Here is a 21,832-nt window from a genome sequence, read left to right as displayed (position 1 = left end):
AAACCCAACGCTTGATTCGGTTACGCTATACACTACCTGTACAATAAATTTGTATACCTGCCTTTCCTCCCTCCTACACGATTGCATGTCCATGTCAGCTGTCCAAAAGTCATCGCGGCGAGAGTTTTTGAGTCACGCCGCTGCCGCCACTGCTTGCGCCACGGCCGCTTCGTCGCGGCTCGCTTTTGCCGCCCCGAGTGACCGTCTCAATATCGCGTTCATCGGTGTCGGAGGCCGCGGCGGAGCCAATTTGCACACGATCGCGTCCGATGCGGGCGTTCATGTTGCTGCCCTCTGCGACGTCAACGCCAAGAACTTGGCAAGTGCAGCAGAGAAATTTCCTCAGGCCCGCCAGTATGCAGACTTTCGCGAACTGTACGAAACGACCGATGATATCGATGCCGTCGTCGTCTCGACGAGCGAACACACGCACGCCTATGCGACGATGCCAGCACTGAAAGCCGGGAAGCATGTTTATTGTGAGAAGCCGCTCACCCACAACGTGTTCGAGTCCCGGGCGATCACCAAAGCGGCACAAGACGCCGGGGTGGTCACCCAAATGGGAACGCAGATTCATGCGGGCGACAACTACCACCGCGTCGTTGAACTGATTCAAACCGGCGCGATTGGTAACGTCAGCGAAGTCCATACGTGGGTGGGACGAACCTGGGGATTGCAGAGTCCCGAGGCGGCGAAAGCCAATCGGGACATCGTCTCAGTCCAAAATCGCCCGTCCGAAGCGATGACACCGCCGGATTATTTGAATTGGGATCTGTGGCTCGGACCGGCCCAGGAACGCCCCTATCACGACGTCTATTTTCCCGGTCCCAAATGGTACCGTTGGTGGGACTTTGGCAACGGGACGATGAGCGATCTGGGCAGCCACTGGAACGACTTGGCGTACTGGGCGCTTCAGCTCGATGCACCTTACCGAATAGAGGCCTTTGGTGACCCGCCACATCCAGAGATCGCTCCCGCGTCGATGTCAGCGGTCTACAGCTACGCCGCCAGAGGCGAGTTGCCGCCGGTCACTCACAGCTGGTACCAAGGCGCTCACAAACCCGAGATTTGGGAGGAAAAGGGAATCCCGCAGTGGTCCAGCGGCACGCTCTTTATCGGTGACAACGGGATGCTGCTTTCTGACTACAGCAAACATCTCCTCTTGCCCGAAGCGGAATTCAAAGATTTTGAACCGCCCGAGCCCTTTGTGCCGGATTCGCCTGGACAGCATCAGCAGTGGCTCGCTGCGATCCGTGGGCAAGGTGAGACGGCGAGTCCATTCAGCTACGCTGGACCACTGACCGAAGCAAACCATTTGGGTAATGTGGCCTACCGAGTCGGCCAAGCGATCGATTGGGATGCCGCGGCGATGAAGGTCACCAATACGGACGCGGAGCGATTCCTGCGGCGAATCGATCCACGCGAAGGATGGAGTTGGTCGTAGGATAGATTCACAGGATCCGCGGCACATTCGACCTGATGTCGGCACGCCAGCGGCCGCAAATATCTTCAACCTTTCCTAAAAACTCTTTTAGAGCGACTTCATGAAGTATCGACCCTTGATCGTTTTCGTACTCAGCGTTTGCTTTTTACCCGGCGGCTGGACTCGGGCCGAAGAAACATCGGATGCCCAGTCATCACCAACGTCGCTGGAGATTGGCGCGGTCGAGTGCGAAGGCGATTATTCGCGACACCTGCAAGGTGTTTGTCTTGACGACCAGGGCTCCATTTTCTGGTCGTTCACAACCGAATTGGTGAAGACTGACGAGACAGGAAAGATCGAAAAGAAAATTCCTGTTGCCGATCACCATGGCGATCTCTGTCACCGCGATGGTCAGATCTTTGTTGCGGTGAATCTAGGAAAGTTCAACGATCCCAAAGGGAACGCTGATTCGTGGGTCTACGTCTATGACGCCGAAACACTCGATCCGATCGCAAAACATGAGGTGCAAGAGGTATTCCATGGGGCGGGAGGGATCGGCGTCCATGGCGATCGGTTCTACGTGGTGGGTGGACTTCCGAGCGGAGTTCAAGAGAACTACGTCTACGAATACGACGCCGATTTCAGCTTTCAAACGAAACATGTGATCGACAGCAAGTGGACCGAACTCGGCATCCAAACGGCGACGTATCACGATGGTTTCTGGTGGTTTGGTTGCTACGGCAAAGATCATCCCTTGATAAAGACCGATGACGATTTTCAGATGATTGGGCGCTACGACTTCAGCTGTTCCTTAGGAATCGTGGGTGTCGCACCCCAGCGATTGCTGGTCGCCACCGGTCCCAGGACCGCCGCCGGTCGCTGTCGCGGCACCTTGTTTGTAGCCGAACCCGATGATCAAAGGGGACTCCTCGCCAGGGACTAGCCAAGTAGGGCCGGTTCCTACCGGCCGTCTCCTACCGCGACACCTCGTTTGTAGCCGAATCCAATGATCAAAGTAGCTCGTCGCCAGCCAAGTAGGGCCGGTTCCTACCGGCCGTCTCCTACCGAGGCACCTCGTTCCCAGCCGAATCCAATGATCAAAGGGGACTCGTCGCCAGGGACTAGCCAAGTAGGGCCGGTTCCTACCGGCCGTCTCCAGTACTCGGTGACGACGGCGTCACGACTGGGCATCCCATAGCTGCAGCCAGTCCACTGATTCGCGGCACGGGTGTACGTGGCCGGGGGAACCGGCCCTACTTAAAACGGCTCATCCGACGGAAGCGTGCGCGGAGCACAGGGGCAGGTTTTTCTAGGCATGGCTCTCGTATCCAATAATCTTACAAAAATGGGTGCCCGACGAACGAATGTCCGCCAGGTACCGGGAACACCATTGGCGTACCATCGACCGGGATATCCCTTGACAAGCCCGCATCTCTGCAGAGCTCAGCTCCGTTTCTCCCGGCTAACATTCACCATCATCTCCGACAAATCAAACATTGGATACTGGAGCCAAAACCTCCAACGCACCCTTCCGTCGGATGAGTCCTCAAAACCCGCGTTGCAGTCCGGGAGTGATGTCCAGGTCGAGAGACGCGAAGTCGTTGCGGTCGATTTGTTTCCAGGCGATCGCGCCCATCACGGCGTTGTCGGTGCACAGCTCCGGTGGGGCGATCACGACTTCGAAGTTGTCTTGCTCAGCCGCAGCGGCGAGGTCACGGCGCAGCCGTTGGTTTGCGGCGACGCCGCCACCGACGAGCAGCCGCTGCACGCCGCAGCGTTTGATTGCTTTGCGGGTTTTGGCTACCAAGACGTCGACGACGGCGGCTTCGAACGAGGCGCACACGTCCGCTTTGGTTTCGTCGCTTAGCTGCAGTGTGGAAAAATCTTGCCTTCCGGGCCCCACGATGGCGTACCGCACAGCTGTTTTCAGACCGCTGAAACTGAAGTCATCCGAGCCATCGTGTTGTTTCGAGCGGGGGAAGGAGAAGGCGCGGTCGTTGCCGCGGGCTGCCCAGCGTGCGACTTCGACACCGCCGGGGAAGCCTAGTGAGAGCATGGCAGCGACTTTGTCGAACGCTTCTCCTGCCGCATCGTCGATCGTGCCGCCGAGGTACTCGAGGTTCACCGGATCGTGACACAGATACAGAGTTGTGTGACCGCCGCTAACGATCAAACCCACTGCAGGATAAACGCTTTCGGGGCCGCGGCTGAGTTGGCAGGCATACAAATGCGCGTGCAAGTGGTTGATCGCGACGAGCGGTTTCTGCCACGCCATCGCGAGGGTTTTGGCTGCGACGACGCCGACGAGCAGCGAACCGGCCAAGCCAGGTCGGTCGGCGACAGCGATCGCGTGCAGGTGCCGGCCGCCGATGCCCGCCTCGCGCAGCGCGGTGTCGATTACGGGCAAAATGCGTTCGAGGTGGGCGCGGGCCGCGATCTCGGGGACCACGCCGCTAAAACGCTCGTGCAGTTTTTCTTGGGTGGCGATGCACTCGCCCAACACGCGGCCGCTACGGCTGACCACGGCGGCAGCGGTTTCGTCACAGGTTGATTCGATCGCCAAGAGAACATCGTCAGGCACGATTCAGAAGGTCCGAGGTGAGGGGATCGGTCGAGAATCTCGGCGGTTGCCGCTAAAATTCCACGGTATCCATGATGTTGTAGGTCGGGCCACGTTTATCGAGAAAGCTGCCGATGACTTGGACGCTGTCGACGGTCATTTCGCCGAGTGGGTCGTTCTCATGGGTCGCCCACAAGTCGATCGCCTGTTGGGACAGCCGTCTGCTGCCACTGCGGGCTCGGCCGAGCGTCAGGTGGGGGACGTAGTCGCGGGGTTCGCGTTTGAACCCGATATCGGCAAACCGGTCTTCCATTTGGCTGACGATTTTCGCCAAAGTATCGGTGGGGTCCTCGATCGATACCGTCAGGACGCGAGCCCGATCTTTGTCCGGCAGAAATCCCGCCCCGACGAAGATCAGCTCAAAAGGATCTAACGGCTCACAAACCGCCTCTACGATCTCGCAAACCTGGGGGACTTCGACATTGTCGACCTCTCCCAAGAATTTGAGTGTGAGATGCAAATTATCTTCGGGAACCCATTTAATACCCATCGCAGAAACCGACGATTCCGGCGACACTGTTGCGCGATTCTCCGCCGGGCTTTTTTCCGTTGGGCGATTCCGATTCCCCGCCCCGTTCTTCATTTCGTGAATCCACTGCGTCGCACTTCGGGCGAGCGGTGGGGGCAGCGGGATGGCAAGAAAGGTTCGAATGGTTTTCATGATGGATAGTTGTACGACAAACTACGCGGTAGCCCAAGCGTCGGATGCTGCGGCAGTGGTTCGAGATGAGACGATTACTTCGGTCATGGACGTGCAGGCGGGGTGCCGATGGCTGGCGGAACTACCGATTCCCCCTTTCCAACAGCACCGCATTTTGCGTGGCGGTCATCTGCAAACGCTAATCGGTGCTCGGATGGGGCACACTGATCACGTTGGCGACGCGGTCCATCGCTGCCACAGTATCGAGTTGGCCGACGGTGACACGCTTGTCGCCCATGACGACGAGCCTCAAAATTGGACCCCGGCGAAGGGATCGGTTTTATTATTGCATGGTATCTGTGGTTGTCACTCCGCCGGTTACATGGTGCGTTTTCAACGACGGCTCAACGAGCACGGGATTCGCACTTTTCGTTTGGATATGCGAGGTTGTGGTGATTCCGCTCCGCTGTGCCGCTCGATCACCCATGCGGGACGTAGCGAAGATGTATTAGCAGCGATCGAGTTCATCGCCCGCCTTGTCGATGATGTCTCCAGCCCCATCGGAGCCCTCGGTGTTTCGCTCGGTGCGAACCAACTTCTGCTCGCCGCCGGACGGGTTGGTAGCGGGAAGCACACCGCGCCAGTGGGCTGGGACCGGGTAGGCCCGCTTTTGGCGATCGCCCCGCCGATGGATTTGCAGCTTTGCAGTGACGCGATGGAGTCGGCGAAACTGCGGTTCTACAACTGGTATTTCATCAAACATTTGCTTCGCCGAGCGTCCGCACCGCTGCGAGAACGTGACGATTATCAAGCAATGCTGCGGCTGCCCAAGCCCAAGACGCTGCGGCAGTTCGATCGCCAGTTCACAGCGCCGCTGGCTGGGTTTGACAACGAGCGAGATTACTACCGAGCCTCTTCAGCGGTCTCGGTCGCCGCTGATATCGCAGTCCCCACGCTGATTGTCACGTCGGCGGACGATCCGCTGGTGCCGGTGCGGTCGTTCACGACACTTGCCGATCGACTTGCCCAGCGAACGCAGCAGGGGACAGCTCCGAAGGCGGCTGGTCTTCATCACGGTGCCGTGCGAGTCCATATTTCGGCCGCTGGTGGTCACCACGGATTCATGCAGCGGGACCGGACCGGGTGGACCGATGAGCTGGTGAGCGACTTCTATGGGAGTGCGTTTGCGAGCTCGCCGGCGCGATCATTAACAGCGGCGAGCGACGTCGGATAGGCTCAGCCGGATTGGGCAGCAGTCTCGCTCTTGCAGAGAACTCGTGTATAACTGTCGGCCCCTCATTCGCCTCGATCCCTCAGAAAAGATTTTCCGTTTGACCGCGCCTCCACGACGACCTGCTGCGATGGCGTTCATTCTGTTGACGCTGTTGATCGATATTTTGGCGATCGGGATTATTATCCCGGTGCTGCCTGAGCTGGTGAAAAGCTTTGTCGGCGGTGACGAATCGGCTGCGGGATGGTACGTCGGCATCATTGCGGCAACCTATTCCTTGATGCAGTTTTTCTGCGCCCCCGTGCTCGGGGCACTATCGGATCGGTTCGGTCGGCGGCCGATCATCTTGGGGTCGCTCTTTGGACTCGGAGTCGATTTCATCATCACCGGGCTGGCCAACTCGGTCGGCTGGCTGTTCGTCGGTCGCTTCATTGCTGGGATGATGGGGGCGAGTTTTTCGACGAGTAACGCGTATATCGCCGACGTTTCCAATGATGAGAATCGAGCCCGCAACTTCGGTTTGGTCGGGATGATGTTTGGTTTGGGATTCATCATTGGACCGGCTTTAGGCGGATTTTTAGGAGGCATCTCCCTGCGGCTGCCCTTCTTCGTCGCCGCCGGATTGTCGCTGATCAATTGGCTCTACGGCTATTTCATCTTGCCGGAGTCGTTGCCACCGGAAAAGCGGAGCTCGACGATCACTTGGCGGAGCATGAACCCTTTTGGCACGATCACGCGCCTGCGGGCCTATCCCATGGTGCTCGGGTTGGCGGCGGCGTTTGTGTTTAGTTCTTTGGCCCAACGCGGGCTCGAAAACGTGTGGGTGTTGTCGATGGGATTCCGCTTCGGATGGGGTGAGGTCACCAACGGTTTGATGCTTTCCCTGGTCGGTATCATGGCGGTGGTCGTTCAGGGCGGGCTCGTCCGTCCTGTCATCCGCCGGTTTGGTGAACGCCGCACACTGATGATGGCGCTGAGCGTCTCGAGCGTCGCGTTCCTATGCTATGGATTGGCCACTGCGGGATGGATGATTCCCGTCATTATCATCTTCGGTTCGCTCAGCGGTTTAGCCGGCCCAGCGATCCAGAGCCTAGTGACGAGCCGGGTCGATCCGCGAGAGCAGGGCCGCGTGCAGGGTGCCCTGACCTCGTTGCTCAGTCTGACGAATATTCTCGCGCCATTGATCTTCACCGCTGGTTTGTTTCGATACTTCACGCACGAGGATACCGCGATCCGCTACAACGGCGCTCCCTTCGCTGGCGCGCCGTTCATTTTCGGTTCCTTCCTGCTGCTGATCGCCCTGGGCATTCTCCACTTCGTTTTCCAAAAGTATCCTGCGGTGGCCAAGAACGACGGGGAAACGATCCCCGAGACGGACAGCGAACCAGACCCCGTGCAACTGGCCGAAACAGCGGAATAGCAGGAAGGTTTGATGCGAATATTGGTGACCGGATGCAGCGGTTTTCTCGGTGGCGAGATCGTTCGCCAACTGCTCAGCCGAGGTGACGATGTCGTCGGGCTCTCCCGGCGAGAGACACCCGAGCTCGTACGGGCGGGAATGCAACACCATCGTGGCGACTTAACCGATGCCGCTTACGTGCAACGCACAATCACAGAGGTGGATGCTGTGATCCATACTGCGGCCGTGGCCGGCGTTTGGGGAGAATGGAGGTACTTCTTTGACAACAATGTGGTCGCCACCCGAAACGTCCTCGCGGCCTGCCAAAACTCCGGGGTAACAAAATGTGTCTACACGAGCAGCCCCAGTGTGACCTTCGCAGGCGGCCATCAAAGCGGTATCGATGAATCGGCTCCCTATCCTGACCGTTGGTTGTGCCATTACCCGCATACCAAAGCGATTGCGGAGCAGGAAGTCATCGCCGCGGATACAGCAGGCGGGTTGCGAACCCTGTCACTGCGGCCGCATTTGATCTGGGGCAACGGCGACCCTCACCTCGTGCCCCGTCTGCTCGAGCGAGCCCGATCCGGGAAGCTGCGGATCATCGGTGACGGGCAGAATCGAATCGACACCGTGCATGTGCACAACGCGGCACTGGCGCACCTCTGTGCCGTCGATACGCTCGATGCCACGCCGGAATCGGCTGCGGGACGATCCTACTTCATCGCTCAAGATGAACCCGTCTTGTGTTGGCCGTGGATCGCCCGGCTTTGCGAAACCTATGGCGAACCACCGCCAAGCCGGCATATTTCTTATCGATCTGCCTATGCGATCGGGGCGGGCTGTGAAGCGGTTTACAAAACACTGCGCCGAAAATCGGAACCACCGATGACCCGTTTCGTCGCGGCCCAGCTCGCCAAAGACCATTACTTCGACATCACCGCGGCCAAGCAGCGACTCGGCTATGAGCCGCGCGTGAGCATGGAGGAGGGTCTGGCGGAGTTGGCTGTTACCGACCTCGCTCGGAACGCATTCTAACGTGTTTTCCTGCCGATTTATTGTCGTAGTCTCCGGCAGTTCTTACACCAGTCACTGGGCAGGCGGCAACCCGCCCTTGGCGTGCGAAGAATTCAGCCCGCCGCAGCTCGCAGGCGGCCCGCTCTCAATTCAACAATATGTCCGTCGCTGACCCCACACAAAGCTCGCCCAAAGGTGTCTGCTTTCGTCAATTTCTATAGAAACGATACCGGACACCTTTCGTCAATTCAAAGATTTCACAGCGCGCCATTCGGGACATCATTCACCTCGCAGTTTCAGGAACTTTGCCGCCAGCCTCTAAAGTCACCCTGTTTCCCTGCATGGATGAAGTCAAAATCGTAGCTAGAGTGCTGTGTCCCTGGCTGGCGGCTATCTTCGCCATCCAAAGGAACTAGTTCTGCAACTTCTGGCTAATTGCTAGTAGTTGCTCTCGCAGCTTGTCGTATTGAACGTCTTGCACTGTTGCCTTTGCATCGATCGCCATGGAAGCGGCGACACCTGCGCTTTGGCCGAGGATCATAAAAACCGGTTCCATGCGGATTGAGCCATAGGCGGCGTGGGTGGATGACAGAGTGACGGGCACCAACAGGTTCTCGCACTCACGCCTGCTTGGCACGATCGAACGGTACGCGACGGGAAAGGGCGTGGGACATGGCTTGCCGAATCCGCCGTCATTGCGGACGGTAGTTTTGCCGTCGCGCACGACAACCACGCGTTGGCAGAAGTGTGAATCCATCGCGTATGAAGCGAGGCCGACCGAGTCCTCCGCGATCCGTTTTCCCTCGCAGTTGTCTTGGTTCATGATGTAGTCCGAGACCATCCGCCTGCCTTCGCGGACATAGAGTTCGTGGGGCCAGTGACCTGAGCTCTTGAACTCATTGGGATCCAGTCCGAACGTATTGACGCGTTGCTGCAGCGGCTTGGGGATACTTGGGTCGTTGGCCAGGAAATGCATCATGCCGACCTGGTAGTCGATGTGATCTTGAAAGATCTTTTCGCGCAACTCGTACAGCGCGGCCATGGGCATCGGCAATCCTCGGCGAGGCTCGGGCAGTTCATCGAACGAGCCAGGGACGTAGGTGCCATCGGGCCATTGATAGTTGCCGCCGACATAGTCGCTGGAGAGGCTACCGGCGTTATTGGAGTCGCCACGACGCATCTGCACCGGACCGTCGGTCATTGGCTCGGTGGTGTAGTTCAGTGTCCATTTGATATCGGCATCGAAGTTCAGAAAGCGTGCCAACAGTGCATATCGACCGGCGTCGTAGCGTTTGGGCTGGGGGAAGGGGATCTTGCCGTCCTTGTTTGTCAAGATCATGCGGAAGTTGTAAGCCTGGACCTTGTAGTCGCCTTGACCAGGCTTGCCGGCGGGCTCGATCGCGATCTCTGGGAGGAGGCCCGAGTTCAGGTCACCCGGATGGACGAACGGGCTGATAGGCAGATCGCAGAACTGGTACACGCCTTTCCATGATTCCGTCTGCCATTGTCCTGCGAGCGATTCGTCAAAGGCGGACCTTGGCTCGCGGCCGACTCGATAGGAGACGCCTGCGGCTGCGTACAAGTCTCCTTCGTAGGTCGCATCGATAAACATCTTCGCAACGATCGTCTCGCCAGTCATTAACGAGATCGATTGGATCCGCTTGTCGCTGAGCTCAGCGGACTCTAACGGCCGGCGAAGCAGTACCGTAACGCCAGCTTCTTTGAGCATCTCAAGAAACTTAATCTCGGCCTCATGAGAGCTGAAATCAGTTATCTTTCCCATTCGGTCGTAGAACTCGCGAGCCAACCCGCCGACGGATGTGTTCGTGCCAATATCGGTCGCTGTCAGACCACCCGTGGTCAGGCCGCCGACATGGGGGCCGAACGAAATGAGTGCGACTTCCTTGTCCATCCGCGCCGCCTGAATTGCGGCGGTGATTCCACCCGGGGTGCTGCCGTAGACAGCGACATCGAAAGTGAGGCGTTGGGCCTTGGTGCGTTCAACCGGCGCGTAGTACCGCGGCGGTGATTCTGCGAAGGCTGTGGCTGGCTCTGCCGCTGGACAGGTGCCTACGAATGAGGCTGCAGTGAACGAGACAATAAGGAAACATAGTCGCATGATGATGTCGAAGCCTTCACGGTATTGAACACTGTTTTGCTCTCACCGTAGTCGACCAGTCTTCGCAAAACAATCGGGCTGCGGTTTGGAGATGCTCCGGGGACAATAGGGGACAATAGGTGGCAATAGAGGTGGCAATAGAGGTGGCAATAGAAGGGGCAATAGGGACACAGCACCTTGTCGTGCAGTTTGACCCCAGCCACCCGCGGGGGCAGGCTGAGTTTGACGCTTGCGGCAGTTAACCTGGGAATGCGAGGTGTGTGATGTCTCGAGTGGCACATGTTTACACCCGCGTTTGTCGTAGGTGCTTTCTATCGGGAAATGACCCGGTCTCGGGTAAGAACTCCGACCATCGGAAGGTATAGATTGAGCAGTATTTGCAGCAATTCGCTGCTTATTTCGGGGTCGATCTACTCTGCTTTTCGATTATGTCGAATCATTTTCATCTGTGGCGACCAAAAACACCCCCTTCCCCTTTTCGGGCACCCTTCCCCTTTTCGGGCACCCCTTTTCGGGCACCCCGCTCGGGTAGCTATCACTATCGGGCCCGTAAATCCGCAGGCTTGCGGACTTGCCCTTGATCCTTTGTCGGGGCAACTCGACAAAGGATGTCGGGGGCGTTAGCGCATCGTAGGTTGCCCCGGTAATGAGCAAGTCATGTCCAGTGGATTTCGTCAGCGCCTCAACGCGGGCTGCCACGTTCACGGTATCACCGATTGCCGTGTATTCTTGACGTTCGGGCGCTCCGATACTGCCGACCATTGCAACGCCGGTATTGATACCGACACCGATTCTCATTTCGGCCCAACCTACGCGAGCGAACTCTTCTTTCAGAGCCTCGATGCGTTGGATGAGCTCACGGCCGGCCACGACTGCTGCGTCGGCGTGCCGCCCGTTGCTCGATGGGACGCCGAAGATGGCCATGAGTCCGTCGCCGAGAAATTTATTGACCATTCCACCGTGGTGCTCAACGATTTTCACGGATTCACCAAACATTAAGTTGAGTCCCGCGATGACATCATCGACGGGAGTGTCTGCCGCTTGAGCGGTGAAGTTCCGCACATCAACGAACATCACCGTGACAGTTTGATTGACACCGCCGAGAGTTCCCGAATTTTTTCCGAGGCTATCTTGAGCCGCTAAAATTTGCTTGACGGCCTCACGCCCAACGTGCCGACCAAAGGTTGCCTGCAAATGCTCACGCTCGGCGAGTCCCGCAATCATGGAATTGAACTGATTGATGAGCAGCCCGAACTCGTCGGCGCGGAGGGTTTTGATTCTGGCAGAAAAGTCCCCGCTGGCGACTGCCATTGCGGCACGTTTCAGTTCGATGACCGGCGATGCAACGAGTCGCCCAAGCAACCAAGACGTCGCCAATCCAAAACTGATTGCCACCGCCGCCACCACGATCGCAAACCTGGGGGCGGTTTCGGTTGCATCGGGGACCAAAATCAGGAGAACCAGTGAAAGAACCGGGCTTACCACGGCGGAAGCTGACCACATCAGCCCGCGTTGAGAAATCGTCATGGGTGCCGTTCCCGCAACATTGGCTGGCGTTTCTGTCTGAAAAAACACCGGAAACAGGGCCTGCTGGATAACAAGTTCAACGGCAAAAAAACTTTGCGTGACGGCTATCAGTGATGCGATCAAGAATGACGTCGTCAGATGGACAACGACATTGCTCGACAACGGTTCGTCCAATCCAGCCAGTGCAATCAGAAAGACGGGAATGCAGATCAGCCATCCTACTGACGCAACCGCCAAGAACCACCATGGCAAATTGACTACTTTCCTTTGTGCACGCGTCAATACCCCAGCGGCGACGGTGCGTCCGTTGATCAGGTCTCGATGAATGGGGCGCAACTGAAATATTGGAATCAGAAACAACAGCACGGCAAGCGGATAGACCACCAAATTGAAGCACTGCCAACACGATGTGAAACGGGTCATCTGTCCGGCGGACAGCAATGGTTCAATCTGCCATAGGTTGTAGAGAATATTGAAAACGCTTCCGATCAAATTGGCGATGACCGGTGACAGGACGACGACGAGCAGTCCATGACATTGGAGAAACGTCCAATCATGCTTCGATGATGGCTCCGAAGATTCCCGTGACCCAGCAGGAACAGTTGGGGCGATGGCCGCGGCAGGCAATGTATTCTTCCGGTTGACGGCGAGCGTTTGATATGCGCACCGTTCAGTGCGTCGTGATTTTCCCTATCATAGCTCATCGTGCGTACGGAATCGGAGTGGCAAGTCGGGTTTCCTGTTGTCGCCCATTCGGCGAGACATGCGTATCCTGCTCCGCTCAGTGGGCGCATGAAAAAACGGAGTGAGTCTCTCTTTTGAAGAAACTCAGCCCCGATTTATATGTCCACGGGTCAGATCATAGGTGTCAGGTACCGAATTGGGGTTTCGGTAACGGCATGGCCATCGGGGAACCTTCGTGGGCGACCGCGCGGACGCATGGCCATCTCTACAACAAAACGTCGAGCGATCGATTCTAGCTAGTTTTGCTCATCCGACGGAAGTGTGCGCCCGAGGTTTTCAAGGCATGGCTCGAGTATCCAAGGATTTATTTGTGGGATGTGATTATCAATTTTAGACTGGCACTGCCGGGAGAAACGGAGCCGAGCTCTGCAGAGGTGCTGGCTTGGCAAGGGATACCTCGGTCGCCAGCGTTTCCCTGCAAAAGCGGTACGCCAATGGTGTTGTCGGTCCCTGGCGAGCGTTTGTTCGTCAGGGACGCATTGTTGAACGATCATCGGATACGAGAGCCATGCCTCAAAAAACCTTCCGCTGTGCTCTGCGCACGCTTCCGTCGGATGAACCGCTTATTTTCGCTAGTTTCGAAGACGTTCCAGGTACAGATAGGATTCGACGAATTCGCGGTGGGCTTGGCTCGATAATTTTTCAAGCAGTTCCAGTGATCATTTTGATATTCCTATTTGCTCGAAAACACTCGTTTGAGTTCGTCGAGGCTGGTCAGGCCACGGGCGACGGCCATGACGGCTTCGGACTGCATGGAACGGTGACCTTCGGATTTCGCGACGGCGGCGAGTTGTCCAGCGTCGTTGCTTTTTGTCAGGGCCGCTTGCAATTGTGGGCCTGGACGGAGCATCTCAAACACGCCCACGCGACCGTAGTAGGATCGCCCGCCGCAGACATGGCAGGGGGTGATCGGATCGGGGCGGCCGTTCTCATCGACTTGCTGTTCGATCGGCGGTGCGACGAAGGGTTGGTACAGCACCGAGACGCGGCCGGCGGGGATGCCGAGTTGGGCGAGCAGTTTCGGAGGTGGTTCGAAAGCGACTTTGCAGTTATCGCACAACCGCCGCACCAAACGCTGGTGCAGCACACAGCCGATTTTTTCGGCGATCATCGAGCGGCAGTCAGGATAGCGTCCGATGAATGTGAGCAGCGCGCCGAGGGCGCTATCAGCGGCGGTGCGATAGATCAGCTGCCGATCCTCTTCCTGGACCTTTTCCAAGACCACTTCCAAGGCTTCGGGGTCGGGTGGATTGGGGAACATCAACACATCGGGCTCGCGCAGAACCATTCGCTGAACGACCTCGAACTCCGTCTTGCCGGTATCGCCGCCGAAAAAATTGGGCGTGACGTTGATAATGTCCGGCTCCGGTGCATTTTCGGGTTCAAATGACTGGAAGTCACGAATGAAACGATCGGCCGAATTGATCGCCACCGACCACACCGTGCTGACGCCCTCGCCTTTCTTGGCGGAGATCATGACGATGTTGCCATTGGAATTGAGCTGTTCCTTGAACTGCTCAATCATCGTGTCTCGCATGCCGAGGTCAGCGAGTTTTTCAAAGGGGATCTTTTCGGCAATGATCCGGCAGATCGCTCGCTCGCCGGTGGGCACGCCTTGCGATTGCACCAGCACGTCGAATTTCTCTTTGCCGACCTTCAAGCCGACGGAGCCTTTTTGGGACCCGCGCCGGTCGGCGGGATTCATCTGGCAGAGCTGTTTGATCGCATAGAGCATCGCATCGCCGGTCTCTCGATCGAGAGGCGGCAGCTGTTCCCAGGTCCCATCGACCTGGTACCGCATGGCGCAGGCATTCTTGGAGAAATCCATCAGAACGTGGGTTGCTCGCGATTCAATCGCGTGGGCGAACTGACCGCCAGCGACTGCGTAGCCCGCCCCTTGCCGGGTCGTGACCAAGAGCGCTTGGGCGTCGCTGCGCGAATCGATCTTGGGAACGAATTCCACAGGAGCGACGGTTTGCCATAACTGAAGATCGTCGGGTTCTCGTGCCACTTAAATAATCCCTGGTGCTTTCACATCGATGCCCTTGAGCGACATCTTCAACGCGTCTTTATTGGGAGCGACCGCGAACGCGGTCGGCCGATCGATCAGATCATCATCGATCAACTGTTTCAAACTCATGGTGAAGTCCTGCATGCCGTCTTCGGCACCGATGCGAATCGCGTCGGGCAGTTTGTTGTCATGCCCTTCGAGCACGAGTTTACGAATCATCGGCGTGAATGTCATCACCTCGCACGTCGGCACGCGGGAGACGCCCGGTTTGATGCTCCGGAGCAGTTTCTGGGCGACGATCCCCTTCATATTGAACGCGATCGCGCTGCGGATGGCGCGGTGCATATCTTGGGGGAAGAGGTCGAGAATCCGGCCGATACAGGTCGATGCACTGGCGGCGTGAATCGTCCCGAAGACGAGGTGACCGGTTTCGGCAGCATGGATTGCCGTCATGAACGTCTCCTCATCGCGAAGCTCGCCGACGAGGATGATATCGGGGTCTTCCCGCACTGCATGCTTCATGCCGACGCTAAAGTCGACCACGTCTTGGCCGATCTCACGTTGGTTGATGAGAGCTTTGTCCTCGGTGAAGATGAATTCGATAGGGTCTTCGAGGGTGAGGATGTGTTTGCGATAGAGGCTGTTGATGTAATTGAGCATCGATCCGATGGTGGTACTCTTGCCCGAACCGGTGACCCCGGCGAGCAAGACCATGCCCTGTTCATAGTGACAGAGGTTCTCGATCGAGTCAGGCAAAAACAGGCCCCGGAAATCGGGGATGAAGTTACTGATCCGGCGGGCGACCAAGCCGATATTGCCGAGCGACTTGAGCATATTGACGCGAAACCGCCAACGCGTGCCGTCGACTTCGCATTGGTAGGAAAAGTCAGCCCCGCCCTCCTCTTCAAAGATGACGAGGTTGCGTTCGTCCATCATTGGCAGCAGCAACCGAACCATCTCTTCGGCTTCGATCGGGCCACGGTTGAGCGGTTTGAGTTCGCCACCGACGCGGACCATCGGGGGCTGACCGACCTTCATGTGCAAATCGGACCCCTCGAGCTTGACCAAAGCTCGGAAGATTTTGTCGACCTCGAGGTCCTGCTTCTCCTGAAGCAGAGAGCTTTTGAGCCGGGAGGCGACCGCATCGGCCGACATATCGCGTCCCGAGGCAGGAGCGGCTTTGGCAGGTTTACCGTGTGACATAATCGTGATGGACTTTGGGGAGAAGACGAAACGAGCCAGGGGCCCACACCGCGTGGGGGTGGTTTTTTAATTCATTTTACTTGCTAGCACGATCAGCCGGTAGAAACCGAGACAGAACCCCAGCAGCATGCCGGCGATCGCGATGTAGGGCGTGGAATTGTCCATCCAGTGATCCACAGCATATCCTGCACCGCCGAGGATGAGGGAAAAACTTGCCAATTCCAGCCCAGCGGACGCCAGCCGCAGGAGCGATTGCCGCTCCCTGGCTACGGGGATTCTGGAATCGGCGTCTCCGCGCCGTGATGGGGTTTCGGACCTCCCCATGTCTTCGGGTTCCCGTCGGTCCGGCATTCGCTCCCGTTTGCCCGGTGAATCGCGATCGGAATTCGGCGGAGGGGGGGTCGAGTCCGTCATGGAGACCATGTTCTCAAAATAGGAAATCGGCAGCGTGTATTCATGGTACCTCGACCTTGACGGAAACTCGGCCGAGAACCTGTCTTCGCCACATCTTTTTTGACTGATTTGGACAATTTAGCGAGCGAGCCCTAGAACCTTGGGTGGTCGCTTGCCATAATACTTGGGCAGGAAATTACCCCGTTACGCGATGTTTCAGGGGGTGATCTCGGTTTTTGACCGTAGGTCTTGATGACGGGCACCCTGCCGCGCCTATTTTGCACGTTTCCTGAGCCGCCGCTCAGGTTGCATTGACAAGGAATACTCCATGATCACCGACGCCGACCTGAGCACGCAAACACGCCGAGAATTGGCCGAAATGGCGAAGAATTATGGAGTCGCGGGGTGGCATTCGATGCGAAAGGATGACTTGGTCGGTGAGATCAAGAAAGTCCAACGTCGACTCCGCCGCCAGGCGGGGGCGAAGAAGTCGAGTGAGGCCACGGCATCGCCCTCTGCCGGTCGCACGCCAGCTCAATCCAAGTCCAAAGCGGCCGCTCCGAAGGCTAAACGCGGTTCGAGCAAGACTTCCGCGAAGGTCAGTTCCAAAGCCATCGCGGCGAAAAAGTCAGCTAGCGGTAAAGGCGCTTCGTTGACCGCGAGCAAGTCGTCATCGGCTTCCTCGCGATCAGCAGACTCGACCGGGGCGAGGTCAACGCGGAAAGCGGTGAGTGCCAAATCCACTAGCACGGCCGCGCGGAGCAAGTCTCGGAAAGCGACTTCACGCAACGACGCACCCCTGCCGGAATTGGACGAGCCCAAGGTTTCGGCCAAGACGCTGCGGATTCGTGCCGAGATGCGGCGGCGCCGCGAACTGATGCAGAAGCACAAGGATCTCTCCACCAACACGCTCGTCGGTGGTTCGGCCGTGACCGGCGGAACGGAACGGCATCGCACGACGGCACCGCACCGCGACCGAATTGCGTTGCTCGTGCGAGATTCGTATTGGTTGCAGGCGAGTTGGGAGGTGACCCAGACCAGTGTTCAACGTGCTCAGTCGGCATTGGCCGAACAATGGCATACCGCAGTTCCAACGCTGCGTTTGCTCGCGGTGGGTGATGTCGCGAGCAATCGCGCCGAAACGGTCTCGCGGGATATCTCGGTTCACGGCGGCGTGAGTACCTGGTACATCGATGTGCAAGACCCGCCATCGCGATATCGTGTCGCACTCGGATATCTCGCTGGAAATGGCGAGTTCCACTGCCTCTGTCGCAGCAATATCGTTGAAACCCCGGTCCCTGGGGATTGCGAACGTCTCGATGAACACTGGCAAGACATCGCGGAAGATTACGAGCGAATCTATGCTCTCAGTGGTGGTCTCGAAGCGGGCAGCGGTGAGTTGCGAGAAGCCTTCGAGGACCGCTTGCAGCGGCGAATGCCCCACGCGGTCGAATCAGGCAGCATGACGGGAGACCCGTCGCTGCTGCGTCAATCGAAACTGCGGCTGGATGTCGAGGCCGAGTTGATCGTCTTCGGCAAGACAGATCCGACCGCATCGGTGAGTGTTTCAGGGCATCCGGTGAAGTTGCAAAAGGACGGTGCCTTCACCGTGCGATTGGACTTCCCGAACAAACGGCAGGTGCTCCCGATTACCGCCGAAACTCGCGACGGACTGCGGCAACGCACCACAGTTTTCGCTGTGGAACGCAACACCAAGGTCATGGATACTGTGGAACTGACAGAAAACAACTAGTTCCCACCCCATTTTTGACGCGCGAAAGATCTGGCATATGACCTTCCTCCCCCAATCGTTCCCATCAATGGCGATAGCAATCGCTCTGGCCGGTTTCCTGACCGCGGGGAGTTTGCGAGCCGACGAACCTGCAGAGGACCCTTCGCTGCAGATTCTCTTGGTCACCAGCGGCTGTTGCCATGACTATGATTTTCAAGCCAAGGCGATGCAGTTGGCGGCAGAGAAAGAGGGTTTGAAAGCGGTCTGGACCGTGGTCGCCCAAGGGGGCAAGGGCACGCGGGCAGAAATCGATCTCTACGATTCGCCCGATTGGGCGGAGGGTTTCGACCTCGTGGTGCATAACGAGTGTTTCGCAGGCACCAAGAATGCCGAGTACATTCGCCGCATCACCTCGGTGCACCATGCTGGCGTACCGGCGGTCGTGATCCACTGTGCCATGCACACCTATCGAGATGCAGACATCGACGATTGGCGTGAGTTCCTCGGCGTGACCAGCCGTCGTCATGAGCACCAGGCTCACTATGGCGTCGCTGTGCAGACCCCCGATCACCCGATCATGCAAGAGTTCCCCGAACCCTATTCGACACCCATGGACGAGCTCTACGTGATCGAAAAGGTGTGGCCTCACACCGAAGTGCTCGCGACGTCCAAGAGCCAGGTCAATGGCAAGTCGCATCCTGTGATTTGGACCAACCAATACGGCAAGGCACGGGTCTTTGGAACCACCTATGGGCACTCCAAAGAAACGTTCCAAGACGATGAGTACCTCGCCTTGCTCGTCCGTGGAATGCAGTGGGCCAGCCAAAAGTAGACGCCCGTTGCGAAGGGCGTCGCCCCGACAGGAATGGCGTCGCTCGGGCAGAGGCTCACCGGTTTCTTTACGGCGATGGTGATTGAGATAGAATGCCGATGTGAAAAAAACATCGACGTTCCGATCTCTGCGATTCCGCTTGCTCGCTCCCATGGTCGCTGCAGCTTTGCTCGCGGCCGCCTTGGTCGCCGCTGCTTCCTATGTTTTGGGCGCACGCTGGGCAACCGACGAACTGCAATCGCGTTTTGAGGCGATCGAGCAATCACTCTCGGGCTCGAATTTTCCGCTCAACGAACGCGTGCTGGATTCCTTGGCTGAGTTGACTCAAACGGAACTGGTCAGCGTGAACGTGGCCGATGAGGTGATCCATAGCACGACTGCCTTGAGCGAGCGATCCGAGGATCGGTATCAGGTGAGCCGTGACGGTCGCAAGTTTCGTGTCTTGTTCTTTGCCATCAAGAATGAATCGTCACGCCAAGACCGGGTTGCCCGCGTCGGCGTGATGTTTGATGAAAGCCAGATCGAGGCCAGTCGGCGTCGCGCCGCAATGTTGCCGCTGGCGACCGGTCTGTCGACGATCCTTGCCTTGACCAGCATCATGTTATTGCTGTCGTCGCGACTGATCAGTCGTGTGAGCAAACTGCAGCGACGGGTCGAAGGAATTGCGGGCGGCGACTTTCAATCGACCGCCGCCGATGATGTCGATGATGAGATCGGGAGGCTCGGCGGCGCCGTCGACTCCATGGCCTCACAGCTGAGCCAACTTTGGAGTCAGATCAATCGCCAACAGAGTGAGAAGCTGCTGCACCAGATCGCCGGTGGGATGGCGCACCAACTCCGCAACAGTCTGACCGGAGCACGGATGGCGGTGGAGATGCATGCTCAACAATGTCAATCCTCCAACGATGAGGGGATCGGGGTTGCGATTACACAGATGGAGGTGGCGGAAGATTATGTACGTCGGTTGTTGTTGGTCGCCTCGGGGCGAGTCGATGAGGATCATGCCGCCGAAGTGCAATCTTGCTATGACGACGTCCGCAGCAGCCTATCTCCGATCGCGAGCCACCTGCACGTCGAGATGGAGTGGAAGGTGAATGGCTTTCCCGCTCGCGATGCGGTCGATAGCGGCCATGAGATCGTCGGTCTCGTGCTCGACGGGCCGACATGGATCGCCGCGGCCAGCAACCTCATTGGCAACGCCATGCAGGCAGGTGATGACGTACGAGTGGAACTCTGTTCCATTCCAGGCGACCTGGTGCGTTTGCGTGTTTCCGATGATGGGCCGGGAGTGCCCGAGAAGATTGCTGAAGATCTCTTTGAGCCGTTCGTGACGTCCAAACCGGAAGGCATGGGGCTCGGTCTATCCGTAGCCCGGCGGGCCGCCGAGCGGCTCGGCGGCGAGGTACGCTGGCGTCGTGAAAACGATCGAACTTTTTTTGAACTGGATGCCAAACTCGGATGACAACGCGACAAACTGTACTCGTCGTCGATGACGAACCGACAATTTGCTGGGCCTTGGAAAAGATGCTGCGTGGTGAAGGGCATCAGGTTGTCACGGCATCGAGCGCCGAAGAGGGCTTGCAGCTGGCACGGGACCACCAACCCGACATGGTGATCCTGGATGTGCGCTTACCGAAAACCGATGGTATCACCGCATTGCCTCAGTTTTTGTCAGCGACCGACAATGCTCCCGTGGTCATCATCACAGCCTTTGGCGATTTGGAAACAGCTGTGGCGGCCGTCAAGAGCGGTGCCAGCGACTATTTGACGAAACCCTTCAAGCTCGAAGATGCGTTGCGCACGTGCCGGACGGCGCTGCAGAAATCGGCACAGCGTTCAGCCCCCAGTGCGACGCAGCCCATGTCGCTCGACCGGTCGGTGTTGGTCGGGACGTCGCCCGCGATGCAGCAGGTGTTTCGGCAGATCGCCCTGGTGGCCGATAGTGAACTCTCGGTGTTGATAACCGGTGAGACCGGTACGGGTAAAGAACTCGTTGCCGCGGCGATCGCCCGCCACAGCAATCGATCTCGCCAAGCCTATATCCCGATCGCGCCGGTGGCTCTGAATGCAGAACTCATCGAAAGTGAGTTATTCGGACACGTCAAAGGTGCGTTCACAGGCGCCAGCGAGGATCGAGCGGGTTTGTTCGAGCGGGCTGAAGGCGGCACGGTGTTGTTGGACGAGATCGGCGACCTCTCCCTCGGCACGCAAGCCAAGCTGTTGAGAGTTTTAGAACAGGGCCAGTACAGCCGGGTCGGCGACGTCAAACCGCGGACGGCCAATGTCCGCATTCTAGCTGCTACCAATAGTGATCTGCACGATGCCGTGGCACTGGGCACATTTCGCGAGGATTTGTTTCATCGCTTGACGGGAGTCCAGATCCATCTACCGCCACTGCGCGAGCGTCGTGATGACATCGCACCGCTAAGCCAACATTTTCTCGCGGCGATGAACTATGCCGATCCGGAGATCGATGCCGATCTGCTGGCCGAACTGCAGCGGCGGCCCTGGCACGGCAATGTTCGTGAACTCAAAAACTCAGTGTCGCATGCGGCCGTTGTCGCTCGCGGCCGGCGGTTGAGCATTACTGATTTCCCCGCGCCCAAACCAGGCCGCGATGGCGAAGCATTGTCATCGGACCGGTCGCTCGAAAAGATCGTCGAGACTTGGACAACAACCGTGCTTGGCGAGCACCCTGACACCGAGACACTGCATGCCGATCTGCTAGCGGCAATCGAACCAGCACTTCTCCGCGTTGTTCTCACACACACCGGCGGCAATCGCGCTAAAGCTGCTGAAACGCTGGGGATCCATCGTGGGACCTTGCGCGACCGTCTGCGAGCTTACCGTATCGACGAGGTGTGAGCCGTTGGGTGCCCGATACCCGGGCCCCGTGGCTGTTCTGTGTCTCGCTGGATTGGCTGGAATTGTGGGGCGGCCG

At 57.9% G+C, this 21,832-nt stretch carries 16 protein-coding genes; 9 read left to right on the top strand and 7 right to left on the bottom strand.

Annotated features, from left to right (window positions below):
• Positions 1 to 91 precede the first annotated feature (91 nt).
• The gene (locus CA85_RS13260; RefSeq protein WP_146391825.1) at positions 92 to 1,444 is read left to right on the top strand and encodes a Gfo/Idh/MocA family protein; all 1,353 of its coding nucleotides are present in this window, start codon (positions 92 to 94) and stop codon (positions 1,442 to 1,444) included.
• A 100-nt stretch (positions 1,445 to 1,544) separates the two neighbouring features.
• Positions 1,545 to 2,366, top strand: coding sequence for a hypothetical protein (locus tag CA85_RS13255; protein WP_246112771.1), 822 nt, complete (start codon positions 1,545 to 1,547; stop codon positions 2,364 to 2,366).
• Positions 2,367 to 2,969: 603 nt separating this feature from the next.
• Here CA85_RS13255 and tsaD read toward each other — a convergent pair.
• Positions 2,970 to 4,004, bottom strand: coding sequence for a tRNA (adenosine(37)-N6)-threonylcarbamoyltransferase complex transferase subunit TsaD (gene tsaD / locus CA85_RS13250; protein WP_146391824.1), 1,035 nt, complete (start codon positions 4,002 to 4,004; stop codon positions 2,970 to 2,972).
• A 52-nt stretch (positions 4,005 to 4,056) separates the two neighbouring features.
• Positions 4,057 to 4,704 carry an RNA 2',3'-cyclic phosphodiesterase gene (gene thpR, locus CA85_RS13245; RefSeq protein ID WP_146391823.1) on the bottom strand — a complete coding sequence of 216 codons (648 nt, stop codon included), beginning with the start codon at positions 4,702 to 4,704 and terminating at the stop codon, positions 4,057 to 4,059.
• On the opposite strand from thpR, the gene CA85_RS13240 reads away from it, so the two are divergent.
• The 3 genes from CA85_RS13240 to CA85_RS13230 all read left to right on the top strand — a co-directional run bounded on the left by CA85_RS13240 (position 4,703) and on the right by CA85_RS13230 (position 8,351).
• A complete protein-coding gene (locus CA85_RS13240; protein ID WP_246112770.1) occupies positions 4,703 to 5,917 on the top strand; it encodes a YheT family hydrolase in 1,215 nt (404 codons plus the stop codon). The two genes, thpR and CA85_RS13240, sit on opposite strands and share 2 nt — an antisense overlap.
• Before the next feature lie 97 nt (positions 5,918 to 6,014).
• Positions 6,015 to 7,334, top strand: a complete 1,320-nt coding sequence (locus CA85_RS13235; protein ID WP_146391822.1) for a TCR/Tet family MFS transporter — start codon at positions 6,015 to 6,017, stop codon at positions 7,332 to 7,334.
• A gap of 12 nt (positions 7,335 to 7,346) precedes the next feature.
• Positions 7,347 to 8,351, top strand: a complete 1,005-nt coding sequence (locus CA85_RS13230) for an NAD-dependent epimerase/dehydratase family protein (protein ID WP_146391821.1) — start codon at positions 7,347 to 7,349, stop codon at positions 8,349 to 8,351.
• Between the two features lie 391 nt (positions 8,352 to 8,742).
• On the opposite strand, the gene CA85_RS13225 is transcribed toward CA85_RS13230, so the two are convergent.
• From CA85_RS13225 to CA85_RS13200, 5 genes are all read right to left on the bottom strand, one after another.
• On the bottom strand, positions 8,743 to 10,449 hold the full coding sequence (locus CA85_RS13225; RefSeq protein WP_146391820.1) for an FAD-dependent oxidoreductase: 1,707 nt from the start codon (positions 10,447 to 10,449) through the stop codon (positions 8,743 to 8,745).
• A 426-nt stretch (positions 10,450 to 10,875) separates the two neighbouring features.
• Positions 10,876 to 12,603 (bottom strand): adenylate/guanylate cyclase domain-containing protein, encoded by a 1,728-nt coding sequence (locus tag CA85_RS13220; protein WP_146391819.1) that lies wholly within the window; start codon positions 12,601 to 12,603, stop codon positions 10,876 to 10,878.
• A gap of 790 nt (positions 12,604 to 13,393) precedes the next feature.
• Positions 13,394 to 14,731, bottom strand: coding sequence for an ATPase, T2SS/T4P/T4SS family (locus tag CA85_RS13210; RefSeq protein WP_146391818.1), 1,338 nt, complete (start codon positions 14,729 to 14,731; stop codon positions 13,394 to 13,396).
• On the bottom strand, positions 14,732 to 15,886 hold the full coding sequence (locus CA85_RS13205) for a type IV pilus twitching motility protein PilT (protein ID WP_186774951.1): 1,155 nt from the start codon (positions 15,884 to 15,886) through the stop codon (positions 14,732 to 14,734).
• Between the two features lie 114 nt (positions 15,887 to 16,000).
• On the bottom strand, positions 16,001 to 16,348 hold the full coding sequence (locus CA85_RS13200; protein ID WP_246112769.1) for an AtpZ/AtpI family protein: 348 nt from the start codon (positions 16,346 to 16,348) through the stop codon (positions 16,001 to 16,003).
• 307 nt (positions 16,349 to 16,655) lie between these two features.
• On the opposite strand from CA85_RS13200, the gene CA85_RS13195 reads away from it, so the two are divergent.
• The 4 genes from CA85_RS13195 (at position 16,656) to CA85_RS13180 (ending at position 21,756) form a co-directional block, all read left to right on the top strand.
• The gene (locus CA85_RS13195) at positions 16,656 to 18,080 is read left to right on the top strand and encodes a DUF4912 domain-containing protein (RefSeq protein WP_146391816.1); all 1,425 of its coding nucleotides are present in this window, start codon (positions 16,656 to 16,658) and stop codon (positions 18,078 to 18,080) included.
• A gap of 37 nt (positions 18,081 to 18,117) precedes the next feature.
• Positions 18,118 to 18,891, top strand: coding sequence for a ThuA domain-containing protein (locus CA85_RS13190; RefSeq protein ID WP_146391815.1), 774 nt, complete (start codon positions 18,118 to 18,120; stop codon positions 18,889 to 18,891).
• A gap of 100 nt (positions 18,892 to 18,991) precedes the next feature.
• Positions 18,992 to 20,353, top strand: a complete 1,362-nt coding sequence (locus tag CA85_RS13185; RefSeq protein WP_246112768.1) for a sensor histidine kinase — start codon at positions 18,992 to 18,994, stop codon at positions 20,351 to 20,353.
• Complete coding sequence (locus CA85_RS13180; protein WP_146391814.1) at positions 20,350 to 21,756, top strand: sigma-54-dependent transcriptional regulator; 1,407 nt, start codon at positions 20,350 to 20,352, stop codon at positions 21,754 to 21,756. Before CA85_RS13185 ends, CA85_RS13180 begins: the two co-directional genes overlap by 4 nt.
• Positions 21,757 to 21,832: the final 76 nt, after the last annotated feature.

The organism is Allorhodopirellula solitaria, assembly GCF_007859855.1.
In the GTDB taxonomy this organism is placed as follows: Bacteria; Planctomycetota; Planctomycetia; order Pirellulales; family Pirellulaceae; genus Rhodopirellula; species Rhodopirellula solitaria.
This window is presented reverse-complemented; position numbering and strand designations above follow the sequence as displayed.

What these genes read in the sequence shown, in the direction of transcription:
- CA85_RS13260 (WP_146391825.1), top strand. Translation starts at nt 92, where the DNA reads ATGTCAGCTGTCCAAAAGTCATCGCGGCGAGAGTTTTTGAGTCACGCC.
- CA85_RS13255 (WP_246112771.1), top strand. Translation starts at nt 1,545, where the DNA reads ATGAAGTATCGACCCTTGATCGTTTTCGTACTCAGCGTTTGCTTTTTA.
- CA85_RS13240 (WP_246112770.1), top strand. Translation starts at nt 4,703, where the DNA reads ATGATGGATAGTTGTACGACAAACTACGCGGTAGCCCAAGCGTCGGAT.
- thpR (WP_146391823.1), bottom strand. Translation starts at nt 4,704, where the DNA reads ATGAAAACCATTCGAACCTTTCTTGCCATCCCGCTGCCCCCACCGCTC.
- CA85_RS13230 (WP_146391821.1), top strand. Translation starts at nt 7,347, where the DNA reads ATGCGAATATTGGTGACCGGATGCAGCGGTTTTCTCGGTGGCGAGATC.
- CA85_RS13225 (WP_146391820.1), bottom strand. Translation starts at nt 10,449, where the DNA reads ATGCGACTATGTTTCCTTATTGTCTCGTTCACTGCAGCCTCATTCGTA.
- CA85_RS13205 (WP_186774951.1), bottom strand. Translation starts at nt 15,886, where the DNA reads ATGTCGGCCGATGCGGTCGCCTCCCGGCTCAAAAGCTCTCTGCTTCAG.
- CA85_RS13200 (WP_246112769.1), bottom strand. Translation starts at nt 16,348, where the DNA reads ATGACGGACTCGACCCCCCCTCCGCCGAATTCCGATCGCGATTCACCG.
- CA85_RS13195 (WP_146391816.1), top strand. Translation starts at nt 16,656, where the DNA reads ATGATCACCGACGCCGACCTGAGCACGCAAACACGCCGAGAATTGGCC.
- CA85_RS13190 (WP_146391815.1), top strand. Translation starts at nt 18,118, where the DNA reads ATGACCTTCCTCCCCCAATCGTTCCCATCAATGGCGATAGCAATCGCT.
- CA85_RS13180 (WP_146391814.1), top strand. Translation starts at nt 20,350, where the DNA reads ATGACAACGCGACAAACTGTACTCGTCGTCGATGACGAACCGACAATT.